Below are 16,501 nucleotides of genomic sequence, written 5' to 3'. Positions count from 1 at the left end.
CTCCGTCACTGACTGCCTTTACGCAGCTTATTTCTCTGTTGGTATACCTCTGCCGATTCGCGGACAAACCCGGCGTTCACCCTGGCGTGCCAGGTGTGTTCCAGTTCATCGGCAATGGCCTGCAACTCGGCAAACGAAGAACGAAACGGCCGTAGCGCGTTGTAGATCTCCAGAATGCGGGCATCCGGGATCGCAATCAGTTCTGCCGCACGACGAAAATTGCGCGCCACGGCATGACGCTGCATCTGCTCGGCAATCTGCGCCTGGTACTCCAGTGTTTGCTGAGAAATACGCACATCCTGTGGTCCTACGCGGCCCGCCAGCACATTCTCAAGGGTAATGTCGGTTAGCGGCTTACCGGTAGGCGTCTGGATTTTCTCCGGGCAGCGGGTGGCTAATGGGTAATCCTGCGCGGTCATGTTGTTGTCGTTCATGGTCATTCCCTTACCAGTGCAATATGCAACGTGACAGGCGCAGCATCCTGCACCACGTGTTTGGTTTCTTTGATATGAAACAGCGCGGCCTTGGCCATAAATTTAGGGCGCACCATCTGGTCATTGACCACTGGCACCGGAGAAGGCGACTCTTTACGTGCATATCGCGCGGCGTTTTTACCAATCTGACGATAGGTTTCCAGCGTCAGCAGCGGAGCCTGAGAAAACAGTTCCAGGTTACTTAGCGGCAGCAGATCGCGCTGATGAATCACCGTGGTTCCTTTCGACTGGATACCAATCCCAATGCCTGAGCCGCTGAGATTTGCCGCATCCCATGCCATAAAAGAAACATCCGAGGTGCGCAGGATCCTCACTACCCGCGCATGTAACCCCTCTTCTTCAATGCCTGCAACCAGCTCTTTCAAAATCGCGTTGTGCGGCATATCAATCAAGGTTTTATGCTGATACTTAGCAAAGGCCGGGCCGACGCCAATCACCACCTCATCCACGCGTTCATCCGCGTTAGCCGCCTCGCCTTCGCTCACCTGTAAGGTGAAAACCGGCTTACATTCAGTTGTGCATTCCACTGTGTACCGCCTTATTCGATCGAGCCGGGCTGAACCACGCCCGCAATATTTTTAATTTCCGCCCAGCGTTCGGCACTGATGCGATAGCCGGTACCTGGTCCCTGATAATCATTGATGTCGTTGACGGCGCTGACGACGTCGAACTGGCGATCCAGAATGGCCGACGTTTGCAGGTAATCCCCGGTGACGCGCTGCCTCAGCATGTTGAGGATATTGCTGGCGATATCTTCGAAGCCGCTGCAACTCAACGCGCCGACGATATCCAGCCCGGTGATATTGCGCTTCATCATCTCTTCCACGGCGGCTAAATCCTCCACCACATTGCGCGCAGGCATATCTTTGCTGCCGTGAGCATAAGTAGCGGCTTCGACTTCTTCATCGCTAATCAGCGGCAGGCCCAGTTCGCGGAACACCGCCTGAATGGCGCGTGCGGCCTTATTGCGAATAGCGATGGTTTCTTCTTCAGTCACCGGACGCAGACCGCCGTCAACCATCAGATCGCGTTGCAGAATGTTGTAATCATCGAAGTCTTCAGCGTCGAAGTTCGACCCGGCAAACATGTTGTCGTAGTTGGGTACCGCGCTGTAACCGGAGAAAATAAAGTCGGTACCCGGCAGCATCTGCATCAGAGTGCGGGCAGTACGGCGAATATCGGAGTGGGAAAAGGTTTGGTCATTGGCGGAGGCCACTTCAAGGTCGAGCATTGAGGCAATCAGGTTTTCCGCCAGCACCGCGCGGATCCCTGACGGCACAGCGCCGGTCATGCCGATACAGCTGACCGCGCCGTTTTGCAGCCCCTGTACGCCCGCGCCTTTAGTGATAAAAATGCAGCGTGACTCCAGATAAAGCATCGATTTACTTTCGGAATAGCCCATCAGCGCCTCCGAGCCGGTGCCGGAGGTGTAGCGCATCTTCAGGCCACGCGACGCATAAGCCGAGGCGAGAAATGCTTTGGACCACGGCGTGTCATCACCGTCGGTAAACACCGATTCTGTGCCATATACCGACACCGTTTCGGCGTAGCTGGTAAGCCCACGCATGCCCAGCTCCAGCTCCGTGGCCTCTTCAACGGAACATTGCGTCAGCACACCGGGGCGACCGCACTGGGAACCCACCAGCAGCGCCAGGGCGTTAAACGGCGCGTAGCGGGCAATCCCGACCGTCGTTTCCTGCTCGGAAAAGCCGCGGATCCCCGCTTCAGCAGCATCGGCGGCAATCTGTACCGGGTTATCTTTCAGGTTAGTTACGTGGCACTGGTTGGAAGGCGTGCGTCTGGCGCGCATTTTTTGCAGCGCCATCATCATCTCCACCACGTTCATTTGCGCCATCACTTCCACCGCTTTCGCCGGGGTAATGGCGGTGGTAATAGCAATAATCTCTTCCCGACTGACGTGGATATCCACCAGCATTCTGGCGATCTCCAGCGCATCGAGCTGCATGGCGCGCTCCGCCTCGGCCACGTTAATCGCATAGTCGGCAATGAAACGGTCGATCATGTCGAACTCGGCGCGGCTCTTACCGTCCAGCTCAATAATACGACCATTTTCCACCTTCACCGACGACGCCGGATCGTAAGGGCTTTCCATGGCGATCAGCCCCTCTTCAGGCCATTCGCCAATCAGCCCATCCTGATTTACAGGCCGCTTCGCAAGCACTTCGAATCGTTTTGATCTTCTCATGATTTATTGACTCAAAAGGTAAAAAATAGGGACGCCGGGCCATATTGCCGGGGACACAACACCCGACATTCGCCTTTCATCAGCAATGGCCGAACTCTAAATGAGCCAAGCAATAAAAAAATAAAATTAATTTCGTTCCAATTTGGCACCTAATAAAAACACATCGTTCCATATTGAAACGCAATTCAGGAATATCCATCGTTAATTGTGACGAGGTTAAATGATCATTATCAATAAACGCAAAACCGGGAAGGTAAATTTGATATTCCTGAAATTTCCGTCCTATTGACTTAATAACGTACGGCGAGAAAATAAGGTAAAGCCAATGATAAAAATAGCTGTTGCGCGATATGTTTCGTGACCTCAGCCCTACAACATTTTCAGGAGAGATTGTGAATAAGAGCCAACAAATTGCCACCATTACGCTGGCGGCTGCAAAAAAAATGGCGCAGGCCGTTGAGGCTAAAGCGCTTGAGATCAACGTTCCGGTGGTCTTTTCCGTGGTGGATCACGGCGGGAATACGCTGCTAATGCAACGCATGGACGATGCGTTTGTCACCAGCTGTGATATCTCTCTTAATAAAGCGTATACCGCCTGCTGCCTGCGCCAGGGCACCCATGAAATTACCGACGCGGTACAACCGGGTGCTTCGCTATATGGTTTGCAGCTTACCAACCAACAGCGCATTGTTATTTTCGGCGGCGGCTTACCTGTCATATTAAACGGTAAATTAATTGGTGCCGTTGGCGTTAGCGGCGGCACCGTCGAACAAGACAGATTATTAGCAGAAACCGCACTGAATTGTTTCTCTGAATTATAATTTAAATCTAAGAAGGTATATTATGAGCTATCGTATGTTTGATTACCTGGTGCCAAATGTGAACTTCTTTGGCCCCAATGCTATTTCCGTTGTCGGCGAACGCTGCAAACTGTTAGGCGGTAAAAAAGCGCTGCTGGTTACTGATAAAGGTCTGCGGGCCATTAAAGACGGTGCTGTAGATAAAACCCTCGCCCATCTACGTGAAGCGGGCATTGACGTGGTGGTTTTTGACGGCGTTGAACCCAACCCAAAAGACACCAACGTGCGTGACGGCCTGGAAGTTTTTCGCAAAGAGCATTGCGATATCATCGTTACCGTTGGCGGCGGTAGCCCGCATGACTGCGGTAAAGGCATCGGTATCGCGGCAACTCACGAAGGCGATCTCTACAGCTATGCCGGGATTGAAACCCTGACCAACCCGCTGCCGCCTATCGTTGCGGTGAATACCACTGCCGGTACCGCCAGCGAAGTCACCCGCCACTGCGTACTGACCAATACCAAAACCAAAGTGAAGTTTGTGATTGTCAGCTGGCGCAACCTGCCGTCGGTCTCCATTAACGATCCGCTGCTAATGCTCGGCAAACCCGCTCCGCTGACCGCCGCGACCGGTATGGACGCCCTGACCCACGCCGTAGAAGCCTATATTTCCAAAGATGCCAACCCGGTCACTGACGCCGCCGCTATTCAGGCTATTCGCCTGATCGCACGCAACTTGCGTCAGGCCGTAGCGCTGGGCAGCAACCTGAAAGCTCGCGAGAACATGGCCTACGCTTCTCTGCTGGCGGGTATGGCTTTCAACAACGCCAACCTCGGCTACGTTCACGCAATGGCGCATCAGCTTGGCGGTCTGTACGACATGCCACACGGCGTGGCGAATGCCGTACTGCTCCCGCACGTGGCGCGCTATAACCTGATCGCTAACCCGGAGAAATTTGCCGATATCGCAGAATTTATGGGCGAAAACACTGACGGACTTTCCACCATGGATGCCGCCGAACTGGCCATTCACGCCATTGCCCGTCTCTCCGCTGACATCGGCATTCCGCAGCATTTGCGCGATCTGGGCGTCAAAGAAGCCGATTTCCCGTACATGGCGGAAATGGCGCTGAAGGACGGCAACGCCTTCTCTAACCCGCGCAAAGGGAACGAGAAAGAAATTGCCGAGATCTTCCGTCAGGCATTCTGATAACGCAGGGGGCGCAATGTCACTTTCATCACCGGGCGTACATCTGTTTTATCACTCACGCTGGCAGGATACTCGCGTGCTTGATGAGCTGTGCTGGGGACTGGAAGAGCAAGGCGTCCCTTGCCGGGCAATCTGTTGCGACGAGCATGACTGCGCGCTGGCATTGAGCAAACTTGCGGCCAAAAGCTCAACGCTACGTGTCGGTCTGGGTCTTAACGCCACGGGTGATATTGCGTTAACCCACGCCCAGTTGCCCGAAGATCGGGCGCTGATCCGTGGGCATATCCGCGCCGGAGCAGCCCAGCTCCGCGTCCTCGGTGCTAATGCCGGTCAACTGGTTAAAGTACTTCCCTTCAGCGAGATAAATTAAATGTACCGCATCTATACCCGAACCGGCGATAAAGGCACGACCGCGCTGTTTGGCGGCAGCCGTATCGACAAAGACGACATCCGCGTTGAGGCCTATGGCACGGTGGATGAACTGATTTCCCAGCTTGGCGTCTGCTATGCCAGCACGCACCAGGCTGAACTACGCCAGGATCTGCACGACATGCAAAAGATGCTGTTTGTACTGGGTGCGGAACTCGCCAGCGATGAGAAAGGACTCGCTCGCTTACAACAGCGTATTGGCGATGAGGATATTCAGGCGCTGGAGCAGCTTATTGACCGCAATATGGCGCAAAGCGGCCCGCTCAAAGAGTTTGTTATTCCGGGGAAAAATCTGCCATCGGCACAGCTACACGTCGCGCGAACCCTGGCGCGCCGACTGGAGCGGGTCCTTATCGCGATGAGCAGAACGCTGACGTTACGCGATGAACCCAGACGCTATATCAACCGACTGTCAGACGCGCTGTTCTCGATGGCGAGAATTGAAGAAACTAGTCCAGATGCTTGCGCTTAAACTGGCTGGCATCAATGTCGTACTGCTTCATCTTGCGCCACAAGGTAGTGCGACCAATGTTCAGCAGTTGCGACATCTCCTGTACGCGTCCGCTGGTGACGCGAGCAGCATGGATAATCGCCTCTTTTTCGATAGCGGTAAAGGTCAGACTGGCTGGCAGCAGTGAAGACGCCGTCTCCAGACCAGGACGTTCGGCAAACAGATAATCCGGTAGATTGCTCAGCCGAATATGGCCGTTATCACTGCTGATGGCGATGTTTTCGATAATGCTGTTCAGCTCAAAGTCATTGCCCGGCCACGAATAGGCCACCAGCTGCGCCAGCGCATCGTCGTCGATCTTCAGACTGGATGAAAAACGTTTTTTCAGGCTATTCAGCCGCGTATAAATCAGCGAGGGAATACTGTTACGCCGCGCCCGCAGCGGGGGGATCACTATCTCAAAAGAGTGCAGAGCGTAATACAGCTGACGGCTAAAGCGGTTTTGCTCCACCAGATTGGCGAGATCAACCGTGGTGGTGGCGATCACTTTGACATCCACCGGAATCAGCCGACGGGCATCCAGGCGGGTTAATACCCCCTGCTTGATCACCTGTAACAGCGCGGATTGCAGCTCCGGCGCCAGATATTCAATTTTTTCCAGAAACAGCGTGCCGCCGTTCGCCAGTTCAAGACGGCTCAACCGGCCATTTTCATCGTCGGTGGGCGCACTGCCCATAAAATCCTGCCCCAGCACGCTGTTGGCATACAGCTGACAGTTCACGGCGATATACGGCCCGCTGGCGCGCTCGCTTTCATTGTGAATGGCCTGACTCAGCAGCTCCTTACCAACGCCCTCTTCCCCGCACAGTAGGATCGGAAAACTCCCCCTCGCGGCCTGGCGTCCAAAGTGGATCAAGCGGCGGGTTTCCGGATCGTCAGTCGACATCTGCTCAAAGGTGTGACTCACCTTGCCGAGCTGGCTGGTCATCAGCTGGCGCATTTGCTCTACCGGATGCAGCAGCAGGATAAAGCTGTTGCCCTGCTCCTCAACAATCGGTTTCAGGGTGATGACGGCATCAACAAACTGATGTTGGCTTTCAAAGGTAACTTCGACGTGATTCAGGCCGCGGGCATGTTTGATCGCCCGGCGCAGCAGCATGGGGAGATTGAGCAGATCGTGAATGTTTTTCCCCTGACTGGCCTGCGCATCGAGATGCAAAAGCAGCGCCGCACGCGCATTGAGGAACTGCAATACGCCCTGTTCGTTCCAGGCCATCACACCATCATCCATACTCTCCAGCAGCCCGTACATCTGGTTCAGATGGCGGTTGGATTCAGCCAGCAGGCTGTCGGTCAGCAAAGAGTTGCCGACTTCTCTGGCAATCGCCAGCGTCAGGGATAAATCAGAAACGCACTCATGCTCTACCAGACAACACAGCGAGATGGAGCCGAACAGTCGACCATGGTTATCGAAGACCGGCGTCGAGCAGAACGACCACGGATGCAGCGCCTGTTTAAAATGCTGATCGCCAGAGGTTTTTGTCGGCTGTCCCGGCATCGTCGCCAGTGACAGGGCACAACTGCCAATGATGCTTTCCGCACAGTAGCTGCCGTCGCGAAACCCAAGCTCCGCCAGCTGTTCCACCGTCTGCGGATCACCGCAACGGCTGAGAATACAGGCTGATTCATCCAGAATCAGCAGCGCGCACGGTCGGCCGTCCATAAACTCCCAGGCATCTTCCAGCGCAGCCTGAGCAATCGTCAGCAGCGCCGTCTTGCGACGACAAATCGACTCAAAGGTCAGCCCCTGTGCCTGATGCGGCGCCTGCCAGGTTTCCCGCTGCATAAACTTGCTGCAACGATGCCATGACTGGGCAATGACTGAAGAGACTTCCTTCCCGATGCTATGCGTGTGCGCCGTCATATCCCTTTCCGCTGTTTAACCATAGACAACCCCTCCGGCAGAGACTGTCAGAGGGGGAAAAGATGCCGGATAAAAACCTACCGACGACTGATTAACGCGCCAGCCACTGCTGTCCCAGCAGGTCTGCCGTCAGAATAGCGGCATGTACGCTTTCAGGCGTTACCGGGAACGGCATATTGTGGATGGTTTCACCTTCTGCACAGGTCGCTTTTGCCACCGCCATGATCTTGCCGTCAACGTCTTCTTTCACGCCCATTTCCGCTAACGTTACCGGCAGGCCTACTTTCTGACAGAAATTCAGCACGGTTTCGATCTCTTCCATCGGGCTGTTTTGCAGCACCAGTTGCGCCAGCGTACCAAAGGCGACTTTTTCACCGTGGTACAAATGGTGGCACTCTTCCAGAATCGTAAAGCCGTTGTGGATCGCATGCGCCCCTGCCAGACCGCTGCTTTCAAAACCGATGCCGCTGAGGTAAGTGTTAGCTTCAACAATACGCTCCAGCGCATCGGTCACCACGCCGGCCTGCGCGGCAAAGCGTGCCTTCTCGCCTTCCGCCAGCAGGGTATCATAGCACAAGCGCGCCAGGCTCAGCGCCGCCACGGTGGACTGTCCGCCCGCCATGCTGGTCGCTCTGGCGTCATAACAGGCTTTCGCTTCAAACCAGGTCGAGAGCGCATCGCCCATCCCGGCCACCAGCAGACGTACCGGCGCTTTGGCAATGATTGCAGTGTCCATCACCACCATATCCGGGTTTTTCGGGTAGATAAGATACTCTTCAAACTCACCGGCTTCGGTATAGATAACAGACAGCGCGCTGGTTGGCGCATCGGTAGACGCGATAGTCGGGATCACCACCACCGGCAACTTCTGGTAGTAGCCAATCGCTTTGGCGGTATCCAGCGTTTTCCCACCGCCAATCCCAACCACACCGCGGCAACCGTGCTGTTTCAGAATGGCAATCAGGCGATTAATTTCAACATGGCTACATTCACCGTTAAAGCGTTCCGCATGGCAGCTAATGTCGTGGCTGTGCAGGCCGTTGAGTACTTTCTCTCCCGCCAACTTCATCACGAAGTCATCCGCAATCACGAAAAAGCTGTCCGCCAGATTTTTAGCGTATTGACCAAACAAGGTGGAAGCGTCAGGACCCTGGAGATATTTGGCTGGAGATTGAATAACTTTTAGCATTCCTTTCATCCTCAAATAAGTACATGTTTTTACATGGTGAGCCCTGGCGTTAACCTGTTTGGCCTGATGCTGACGGCGAAAACGGGAGGTACCGGAGCGATGCAATAACTGTATGGCGAGGCGTGCACAAAAAAATCTTTCGTCTTTTTGTTCTGATATGAAACAGATAAAAACGACACATGTTTCATATTGGAACGCTTAACCATAAAAAATATAAGGTTTGCGATCCCGATCCGTTCATTTGCCATCAAATCTCCGGCACAGACGAATCTCACTTTCTCTTATACCCACTCACTTGCCAAAATACCGGTAAAAAAAAGCTGACAGTACCGTGTGACCTGCATTCATCGCGAGAGGAAAAAGTCGAGCGAGCTCGCATTGTGGTCGTTCCCCGTTCTTTTCGGTTTCATTTCGGAACAAAAAACAATAACAACGTTCCGTAATGAAACTCATTTTAACGTTGTTTTTTTCCACGCTGACTTCGCCAGAATCTCTCTATCGCCTCCGCACCATGACCATACTTCCGGGGGTTTGTCTTACACTCAACCTCAAGGAGCCGTTATGTCTCAATTCTTTTTTAATCAACGCACCCATCTCGTAAGCGACGTCATCGACGGTACGATTATCGCCAGCCCGTGGAATAACCTGGCGCGTCTGGAAAGCGATCCAGCCATTCGCATCGTGGTCCGTCGTGACCTCAACAAAAATAACGTGGCGGTCATTTCCGGCGGCGGTTCAGGGCACGAACCCGCGCACGTTGGGTTTATCGGTAAAGGTATGCTAACCGCCGCAGTCTGTGGCGACGTGTTCGCTTCCCCGAGCGTAGATGCGGTACTGACCGCCATTCAGGCGGTAACCGGTGAGGCGGGCTGTTTGTTGATCGTGAAAAATTACACCGGTGACCGTCTTAATTTCGGTCTTGCCGCCGAGAAAGCCCGTCGCCTTGGTTACAACGTCGAAATGCTGATTGTCGGCGATGACATCTCCCTGCCGGATAACAAACACCCGCGCGGCATTGCGGGAACCATCCTGGTGCATAAAATCGCGGGCTATTTTGCCGAACGCGGCTACAACCTCGCCACCGTCCTGCGTGAAGCGCAATACGCGGCCAATAACACCTTCAGTCTGGGCGTTGCGCTTTCCAGCTGTCATCTGCCGCAAGAAACCGACGCCGCCCCGCGTCATCATCTGGGCCACGCGGAGCTGGGTATGGGCATTCACGGCGAACCAGGCGCCTCGGTTATCGACACCCAGAACAGTGCGCAGGTGGTGAGCCTGATGGTGGATAAACTGCTGGCTGCCCTGCCTGAAACCGGCCGTCTGGCGGTGATGATTAACAATCTTGGCGGCGTTTCTGTTGCCGAAATGGCCATCATTACCCGCGAACTGGCCAGCAGCCCGCTGCATCCGCGTATCGACTGGCTGATTGGCCCGGCCTCGCTGGTTACCGCGCTGGATATGAAAGGCTTTTCACTGACGGCCATCGTGCTGGAAGAGAGCATCGAAAAAGCGCTGCTCACCGAGGTGGAAACCAGTAACTGGCCGACGCCGGTCCCACCGCGTGAAATCAGCTGTGTACCGTCATCTCAGCGTAGCGCACGCGTGGAATTCCAGCCTTCGGCGAACGCCCTGGTGGCCGGGATTGTGGAGCTTGTCACCACAACCCTTTCCGATCTGGAGACCCATCTTAATGCGCTGGATGCCAAAGTCGGCGATGGCGATACCGGTTCAACCTTTGCCGCAGGCGCGCGGGAAATTGCCAGCCTGCTCCATCGTCAGCAGTTGCCGCTGGATAACCTTGCCACGCTGTTCGCGCTGATTGGCGAACGTCTGACCGTGGTGATGGGCGGTTCCAGCGGTGTGCTGATGTCTATTTTCTTTACTGCCGCAGGGCAGAAACTGGAACAGGGAGCTAACGTTGCCGAAGCCCTGAATACGGGACTGGCGCAGATGAAGTTTTACGGCGGCGCAGACGAAGGCGATCGCACCATGATTGATGCACTGCAACCGGCCCTGACTTCGCTGCTCGCACAACCGAAAAATTTGCAGGCCGCATTCGACGCCGCGCAAGCGGGAGCCGAACGAACCTGTTTGTCGAGTAAAGCCAATGCGGGTCGCGCATCGTATCTCAGCAGCGAAAGCCTGCTCGGAAATATGGACCCCGGCGCGCACGCCGTCGCGATGGTATTTAAAGCGTTGGCAGAGAGTGAATTGGGCTAAGCCATAAGTGCCTGATGCGCTTCGCTTATCAGGCCTACGAGTGCAAACCTTTGTAGGCCGGATAAGGCAACGCCGCCATCCGGCAGAACGTTAACGATAAACGCGGATCCCGCCCTCTACGCCGCGGCTAAACAGCACCTGCCAAAGCTCAATATCTCTGGCTCGGAAAGCCCCGGCGCAGGCACATAAATAATAATTAAACATTCTTCTGAAGGTGGCGGAATAACGTGATGACAGCTCCGGCCAGGCCTGATTAAAGCGCTCATGCCAGGCCATCAGCGTTTTATCATAATCGCTGCCGAAGTTATGCCAGTCCTCCATCACAAACCGTGATTCGCTGGCCTCGGCAATATGGGAAATTGCCGGTAAGCAGCCGTTCGGGAAAATGTATTTATTGATCCACGGATCGACGCTCATCCCTTTTTTATTGCTACCAATGGTATGCAGCAGGAACAGTCCGTCCGGTTTTAAACAACGGTCGGCGATGCTGAAATAGGTGTCGTAGTTTTTCGGCCCGACGTGTTCAAACATCCCCACGGACACAATGCGATCGTAGTGTTTATCAAGATCGCGATAATCCTGCAGCAGAATGTTAACGTCCAGCCCTTCACAGCGCTGCTGCGCCATTTTCTGCTGCTCTTTGGAAATGGTAACGCCTTCTACCGCCACGCCATAATGACGCGCCGCATATTCCGCCAGCCCGCCCCAGCCACAACCGATATCGAGTAAACGCATACCCGGTTTAAGCTGCAGCTTCTCGCAGATCATTTTTAATTTGGCATTTTGCGCATCGTCTAATGTGGTCGCGTCTTTCCAGTAACCGCAGGAATATTGCATATGCGGATCAAGCATCAATGCAAAGAGATCGTTACCAATATCATAATGTTCTTTACCGACGATCCATGCGCGGCTACGTGACTGCAAATTAAACAGGCGCGCGCTGGCAATGCGTAAAATATCTTTCAGATTACCTGGCATCTGCTGGTCGAGTTTTGCTCTCAGGATTTTACAGAACAGAATATCGAGCCGTTCGCAGTCCCACCAGCCTTCCATATAGCTTTCGCCAAGCCCTAACGAGCCTTGTTGCAATACCCGTTTAAAGAAACCGGTATGATGAAGTTGAATGTCCCAGGCGCGCGAGCCATTAATTCTGATATCCGCTTGCGAAAGCAGCTCTTTTCCCATTCGGGTCCAGTTATCATTTGTTTCATTGACGATGACAGCATCTGAACAAAGCGAGTTCATGGTATTTACCAAAAGTGGGCTAAAAATTATTACGCAAGATTATTATGGAAAAAAGAGTGTATGTATTATGATCCGCGGACAAGATCTATCGAGCAGCGGACACACCATCGGGAGCATTGACGATTCATTTATGGAAACTCTCGCGCAAAAACAGTGGAACTCCTTCCCGGATAACTCCATGACCGAACTGCCGCAGGACGTATTCTTTCGCTCATATGTCCTGGAAGCCAACCACCATGTACCGCAGCATTCACACTCTTTTATGCAGTTTCATTTCGCCCGCAAAGGCAGCATGCGCATTGATGTTGCCGGTAAGTGCTGGATAATCCCGGCGCATTATGGCATTTGGATCCCAAATAATACGGAGCATGCGGTTTGGGCATTAGATGATGTGTATTTAGAAAATCTGGATATTAAACCGGGCTTTCTTGAAGAGAGCATCAATGAATGCAAAGTAGTGGCTATCAGTGATTTCGCCAGAGAGTTTATTCATTACGCCACGAATTCAATTTCAGGCCATTATGATAGTCAGTCAAAAGAGGGCAAGCTGGTTAGTGTGCTGGTCGATATTATTATGCAACTCCCGGAAGTCGCTTTTGTATTACCCTGGCCGCAGGATCGCGAATTAACCAAAGTCTGCCGAACAATACAAGAATCCCCCGCACTGGAGCATTCTGTTGAATACTGGGCGCAGCATCTGGGTATGTCTGCCCGTACCTTTTCACGCCATTTCAAAAAAGAAACCGGATTGCCTTTCAGCGTCTGGAAGCAAAAAATGCGAATACTTGAATCGGTATTAATGCTGAAGAAAAATAAAAGCGTAACCGCCGTGGCACTCGACGTTGGGTATTCAAGCACCGCGGCATTTAGCTACGCATTCCGCCAGGCGTTTGGCGTTCCGCCCTCTAATTACTGATTAACGGCGTTGATGCCAGTAAGCCGCTGCGCGAACCCGTTGCTGATCGAACGCCTCGGTTTCAAAACGAGCACTCAGGTTTTTGACCACCTTGCCTTCGCCGGTGATCCAGATGAAATAATCGTCTGCGGGCACGCTTAGCCGCGATAAGTGTTCATTCACCGCCTGCTCGTCATGGCCGATAAACCACTGAAGAGTAAATCCGTCGAGATGGGCAAAATAGTCCTGGTACGCCGCATCCTGCACGCTAACCAACGCCGTAACGTGCGGACGTACCGCCAAACGGCAGAGCGACTCCAGGCGTCGGCGCAACGCGGGCATTCCCGACTCATCACACACGTAAACCTGATACGCATAGTCCTCTGGTACCACCAAAGAACCGCGCGGCCCGCCGATCGTAAGCTTATCACCCTCACGGGCATTCATCGCCCATGTACTTGCCACGCCGCCGTCATGAATATAGAAATCCAGTGCCAGCTCATGGCGCGTTTCGTCATACAACGGCGTGTAGTCACGGGATAACGGACGTACGCCGTCAGCCCAGGCAATGCCTTCATCGGTGACAACCGGCGGTACAAAATGGCTGCCCGGTTCAGGGAAAAAGACCTTGGTATGATCGTCAAAGCCGCGTGAGCTAAAACCGTCCAGAGCGTCACCGCCCAGTACAATGCGCTGAAAGCCCGCGCTAATACGCTCTACCCGCAGGACAGTAAGTTCTCGAAAACGCAGTTCATTGCGAACGCGCTGCGGGTAGCGTGAGGTGTTTGTTGTCATTTTTTCGCCTTCGTGAAAATAATAAGATATATCTAAATTGATTTTTTAAATGATAATGATTGCTAATCAAAAATATTGCAAGCATTTTTTGATATAGTTAAATTATGATTACCTGACTATCACATCCATTTAAAAACATTTAATAATCATCACGTTATACAGTATATGATTTGTAGACTTGCAAACTGATAATTTTTAGATATAAATTAGATATATCTAAACAATATCAGGAGACGATGATGCAAAACCATCATGAAGGTTGCTGTAAGCACACAGAGCACCAACACGAAGGCTGCTGCAAGGGTGAAGGACATCACCATGAAGGCCGCCACAACGAGCACCATGCAGGTTGCTGCAAAGGTGAAGAACATCGCCATGAAGGCTGTAACAAAGAACACCACCACGAGCAGGGTTGCGGGCATCGCCACGGTCGTGGCGGCGGCGGTGGTCGTCGTCAGCGGTTCTTCGGCCACGGCGAATTACGCCTGGTGATTCTGGATATCTTGACCCGCGACGCCAGCCACGGCTATGAGCTGATTAAAGCGATTGAAACCCTGACCCAGGGTAATTACACCCCAAGCCCGGGCGTTATCTATCCAACACTGGATTTCTTGCAGGATCAGGCACTGATCACCGTCAGCGACGAGGAAGGTGGGCGTAAACAGATTGCGATCACGACCCAGGGCCAGCAGTGGCTGGATGAAAACCGTGAACATCTGGAACATATCCACGAACGGATTAAAGCCCGCTGCGTGGGTTTTGAATTACGCAAAAATCCACAGATGAAACGCGCGCTGGAAAACTTCAAAGCCGTGCTGGATCTACGCGTCAATCATGGTGATACCAGCGATGCGCAGATCAAAAAAATCATCGGTATTATCGATCGCGCTGCGCTGGATATTACTCAGTTGGATTAATCTGCACAGCAGGCGGAACCCGTATGCCCGACGTTCCGCCTGTATTTTTAGTATTAATGCAGCACCGTAACCGCATCTTCCAGACGACCCGCGCGATGTTTCACCATCGCGGAAATCTGCGCACTCTCTTCAACCAGTTCGGCGTTTTTCTGCGTAATGTTACTCAGCTCATTCACCGCGCGGGTCAGGCTGGAAAGACCATCCGATTGTTCCAGCGTGGAGTGGCTGATTTGGGCGATCAGCTGAGTGACGTTTTGCACCTGCTCCACAATATCGTCCATCGTGCGCCCTGCGGCGTGAACCTGGTCAGATCCGGACTGCACCTTGTCAGCGCTGGCATCAATCAGCTTGCGGATATCATTGGCCGCACTGGCGCTGCGGCTAGCAAGATGACGCACTTCTCCCGCCACCACGGCGAACCCTTTCCCCTGCTCGCCCGCCCGCGCGGCTTCAACAGCGGCGTTCAAAGCCAGAATGTTAGTCTGGAAGGCAATATCGTTAATCAGCGTCGTAATAGTGCCGATCCGCTGGGTGCTGTTGGCGATATCGTCCATGGTTTTGATGACGGTATCCATTGCCTCACCGCCGTGCGTTGCCGCGCTGCTGGCGGCAATAGAGAGCTTATCGGCCGCGGCGGCGGTCTCTGAGTTTTGTTTCACCGATGCCGCCATCTGATTCATGGTGGTCACCGTTTCCTGCACGTTCTCGACAGTCTGCTGCGTATGCTTGTTTAAATCGTCGCTGCCTTTCGCCAGCGTTTCGCTGTCGCTGCGCACGCAACTCACCTGGCTGGAGACGTCGTGAATGAGCCAGCGACACATTAATCCAAGTTGGCCCACTGCTCGTAGCATCAGGCCCAGTTCATCACTACGGTTAAGATGCGACACGCTGTTCCGCTCACCGGTCGCCACTTTCAGAGCCTGACGGGTGACATTCTCAATAGGACGCACAATTTGCCATTCGAAAATAGCCGTTCCCAGCACCATCACCAACGCGCTCATCAGCAGTAACGGCCATTCGGCGCCCATCTGCTGCAATGTGGCCGCTAGCAGGACAAACATGAATGCCATCACGCTGCGTACCCGCCAGCGAATCGGCATCGCCGGCAGTTTACCCAGCCAGCCTTTGCGTACCACCAGCCCTTTATGAATACGCCGGTTGCAACGCCCTTCGTTCAGCGCTTTATATAAAGGCTCTACTGCCGCAATTTCCTCGTCAGTTGCCCGGGTACGAATCGACATATACCCGGTCACGCGTCCTTCCCGCACCATCGGCACCGCATTGGCCCTCACCCAGTAGTGATCGCCATTCTTACGCCGGTTTTTCACAATCCCGCTCCATGGCTCGCCCTGCTTCAGGGTGTACCACATATCCGCAAACGCCGCTTTTGGCATGTCCGGATGACGAACCTGATTGTGCGGCTTATCGAGCAATTCATTCAGCTGATAGCCACTGACCTGGACAAATGTATCGTTCGCATGGGTAATATAGCTTTGTAAATCGGTGGTAGACATGAGGGTGATATCATCATCCAGCGGTGTATTTTGCTGACTAACGTAGGGATGAGAAGACATGATTGCGTCCTGTGCAGGTTATCTGGTTGTTAACTCTTTCGGCTTATGTTATTTCGGCGATAATTTTTTTATCTTTAGTTGTTAAATTTGATTTAGATCGCAATTTGCGATTAAACCTCAAAATCTGTACGCATTCTAATCCATTGATTTAAAAT

At 53.2% G+C, this 16,501-nt stretch carries 15 protein-coding genes; 7 read left to right on the top strand and 8 right to left on the bottom strand.

The window, feature by feature from the left end; all coding sequences use genetic code 11:
• Positions 1 to 5 precede the first annotated feature (5 nt).
• From OGY06_RS01975 to OGY06_RS01965, 3 genes are read right to left on the bottom strand one after another with little or no spacing between them, the layout of a single operon-like run.
• Positions 6 to 434: a diol dehydratase small subunit gene (locus tag OGY06_RS01975; protein ID WP_063941803.1), complete on the bottom strand. Its 429-nt coding sequence runs from the start codon at positions 432 to 434 to the stop codon at positions 6 to 8.
• 2 nt (positions 435 to 436) lie between these two features.
• Positions 437 to 1,021 (bottom strand): propanediol/glycerol family dehydratase medium subunit, encoded by a 585-nt coding sequence (locus OGY06_RS01970; RefSeq protein WP_286604526.1) that lies wholly within the window; start codon positions 1,019 to 1,021, stop codon positions 437 to 439.
• 11 nt (positions 1,022 to 1,032) lie between these two features.
• Positions 1,033 to 2,700, bottom strand: coding sequence for a propanediol/glycerol family dehydratase large subunit (locus OGY06_RS01965; RefSeq protein WP_003828502.1), 1,668 nt, complete (start codon positions 2,698 to 2,700; stop codon positions 1,033 to 1,035).
• 392 nt (positions 2,701 to 3,092) lie between these two features.
• On the opposite strand from OGY06_RS01965, the gene OGY06_RS01960 reads away from it, so the two are divergent.
• Genes OGY06_RS01960 through OGY06_RS01945 form a run of 4 tightly spaced genes read left to right on the top strand, consistent with a single transcriptional unit; the run spans position 3,093 to position 5,608 of the window.
• A complete protein-coding gene (locus tag OGY06_RS01960) occupies positions 3,093 to 3,521 on the top strand; it encodes a GlcG/HbpS family heme-binding protein (RefSeq protein ID WP_003828504.1) in 429 nt (142 codons plus the stop codon).
• Positions 3,522 to 3,543: 22 nt separating this feature from the next.
• The gene (dhaT, locus tag OGY06_RS01955) at positions 3,544 to 4,707 is read left to right on the top strand and encodes a 1,3-propanediol dehydrogenase (protein ID WP_003024734.1); all 1,164 of its coding nucleotides are present in this window, start codon (positions 3,544 to 3,546) and stop codon (positions 4,705 to 4,707) included.
• Between the two features lie 16 nt (positions 4,708 to 4,723).
• Complete coding sequence (locus OGY06_RS01950) at positions 4,724 to 5,077, top strand: glycerol dehydratase reactivase beta/small subunit family protein (RefSeq protein WP_003828507.1); 354 nt, start codon at positions 4,724 to 4,726, stop codon at positions 5,075 to 5,077.
• Positions 5,078 to 5,608 (top strand): cob(I)yrinic acid a,c-diamide adenosyltransferase, encoded by a 531-nt coding sequence (locus tag OGY06_RS01945; RefSeq protein ID WP_003828509.1) that lies wholly within the window; start codon positions 5,078 to 5,080, stop codon positions 5,606 to 5,608.
• Here OGY06_RS01945 and dhaR read toward each other — a convergent pair.
• Positions 5,586 to 7,511: a dihydroxyacetone kinase operon transcriptional regulator DhaR gene (dhaR, locus tag OGY06_RS01940; RefSeq protein ID WP_003828512.1), complete on the bottom strand. Its 1,926-nt coding sequence runs from the start codon at positions 7,509 to 7,511 to the stop codon at positions 5,586 to 5,588. The two genes, OGY06_RS01945 and dhaR, sit on opposite strands and share 23 nt — an antisense overlap.
• 91 nt (positions 7,512 to 7,602) lie before the next feature.
• Positions 7,603 to 8,700, bottom strand: a complete 1,098-nt coding sequence (locus tag OGY06_RS01935) for a glycerol dehydrogenase (protein ID WP_003024745.1) — start codon at positions 8,698 to 8,700, stop codon at positions 7,603 to 7,605.
• Positions 8,701 to 9,261: 561 nt separating this feature from the next.
• Between OGY06_RS01935 and OGY06_RS01930 the strand changes: the two genes are divergently transcribed.
• On the top strand, positions 9,262 to 10,920 hold the full coding sequence (locus OGY06_RS01930; protein WP_149335550.1) for a glycerone kinase: 1,659 nt from the start codon (positions 9,262 to 9,264) through the stop codon (positions 10,918 to 10,920).
• Between the two features lie 90 nt (positions 10,921 to 11,010).
• Here the strand turns inward: OGY06_RS01930 and cfa are convergent, their stop codons facing one another.
• On the bottom strand, positions 11,011 to 12,165 hold the full coding sequence (cfa, locus tag OGY06_RS01925; RefSeq protein WP_032934180.1) for a cyclopropane fatty acyl phospholipid synthase: 1,155 nt from the start codon (positions 12,163 to 12,165) through the stop codon (positions 11,011 to 11,013).
• 67 nt (positions 12,166 to 12,232) lie between these two features.
• Here cfa and OGY06_RS01920 point away from each other — a divergent pair, with 67 nt between their 5' ends.
• Entirely contained in the window at positions 12,233 to 13,081 is an 849-nt protein-coding gene (locus OGY06_RS01920; RefSeq protein WP_197385868.1) for a helix-turn-helix domain-containing protein, read from the top strand.
• Here the strand turns inward: OGY06_RS01920 and OGY06_RS01915 are convergent, their stop codons facing one another.
• Positions 13,082 to 13,855 carry a siderophore-interacting protein gene (locus OGY06_RS01915; protein ID WP_126957010.1) on the bottom strand — a complete coding sequence of 258 codons (774 nt, stop codon included), beginning with the start codon at positions 13,853 to 13,855 and terminating at the stop codon, positions 13,082 to 13,084.
• A gap of 236 nt (positions 13,856 to 14,091) precedes the next feature.
• Between OGY06_RS01915 and OGY06_RS01910 the strand changes: the two genes are divergently transcribed.
• Entirely contained in the window at positions 14,092 to 14,772 is a 681-nt protein-coding gene (locus tag OGY06_RS01910; protein WP_165612482.1) for a PadR family transcriptional regulator, read from the top strand.
• 53 nt (positions 14,773 to 14,825) lie between these two features.
• Here OGY06_RS01910 and OGY06_RS01905 read toward each other — a convergent pair whose 3' ends face one another.
• Complete coding sequence (locus OGY06_RS01905; RefSeq protein WP_003828526.1) at positions 14,826 to 16,346, bottom strand: methyl-accepting chemotaxis protein; 1,521 nt, start codon at positions 16,344 to 16,346, stop codon at positions 14,826 to 14,828.
• Between the last annotated feature and the right edge of the window lie 155 nt (positions 16,347 to 16,501).

Origin of the sequence: Citrobacter sp. Cpo147 (genome assembly GCF_030332405.1) — a bacterium.
In the GTDB taxonomy this organism is placed as follows: domain Bacteria; phylum Pseudomonadota; class Gammaproteobacteria; order Enterobacterales; family Enterobacteriaceae; genus Citrobacter; species Citrobacter portucalensis.
Note: the sequence above shows the minus strand (reverse complement) of the source record. Positions and strands in the feature narration are given on the sequence as shown.

What these genes read in the sequence shown, in the direction of transcription:
- OGY06_RS01975 (WP_063941803.1), bottom strand. Translation starts at nt 434, where the DNA reads ATGAACGACAACAACATGACCGCGCAGGATTACCCATTAGCCACCCGC.
- OGY06_RS01965 (WP_003828502.1), bottom strand. Translation starts at nt 2,700, where the DNA reads ATGAGAAGATCAAAACGATTCGAAGTGCTTGCGAAGCGGCCTGTAAAT.
- dhaT (WP_003024734.1), top strand. Translation starts at nt 3,544, where the DNA reads ATGAGCTATCGTATGTTTGATTACCTGGTGCCAAATGTGAACTTCTTT.
- OGY06_RS01950 (WP_003828507.1), top strand. Translation starts at nt 4,724, where the DNA reads ATGTCACTTTCATCACCGGGCGTACATCTGTTTTATCACTCACGCTGG.
- OGY06_RS01945 (WP_003828509.1), top strand. Translation starts at nt 5,078, where the DNA reads ATGTACCGCATCTATACCCGAACCGGCGATAAAGGCACGACCGCGCTG.
- dhaR (WP_003828512.1), bottom strand. Translation starts at nt 7,511, where the DNA reads ATGACGGCGCACACGCATAGCATCGGGAAGGAAGTCTCTTCAGTCATT.
- OGY06_RS01935 (WP_003024745.1), bottom strand. Translation starts at nt 8,700, where the DNA reads ATGCTAAAAGTTATTCAATCTCCAGCCAAATATCTCCAGGGTCCTGAC.
- OGY06_RS01930 (WP_149335550.1), top strand. Translation starts at nt 9,262, where the DNA reads ATGTCTCAATTCTTTTTTAATCAACGCACCCATCTCGTAAGCGACGTC.
- cfa (WP_032934180.1), bottom strand. Translation starts at nt 12,165, where the DNA reads ATGAACTCGCTTTGTTCAGATGCTGTCATCGTCAATGAAACAAATGAT.
- OGY06_RS01920 (WP_197385868.1), top strand. Translation starts at nt 12,233, where the DNA reads ATGATCCGCGGACAAGATCTATCGAGCAGCGGACACACCATCGGGAGC.
- OGY06_RS01915 (WP_126957010.1), bottom strand. Translation starts at nt 13,855, where the DNA reads ATGACAACAAACACCTCACGCTACCCGCAGCGCGTTCGCAATGAACTG.
- OGY06_RS01910 (WP_165612482.1), top strand. Translation starts at nt 14,092, where the DNA reads ATGATGCAAAACCATCATGAAGGTTGCTGTAAGCACACAGAGCACCAA.
- OGY06_RS01905 (WP_003828526.1), bottom strand. Translation starts at nt 16,346, where the DNA reads ATGTCTTCTCATCCCTACGTTAGTCAGCAAAATACACCGCTGGATGAT.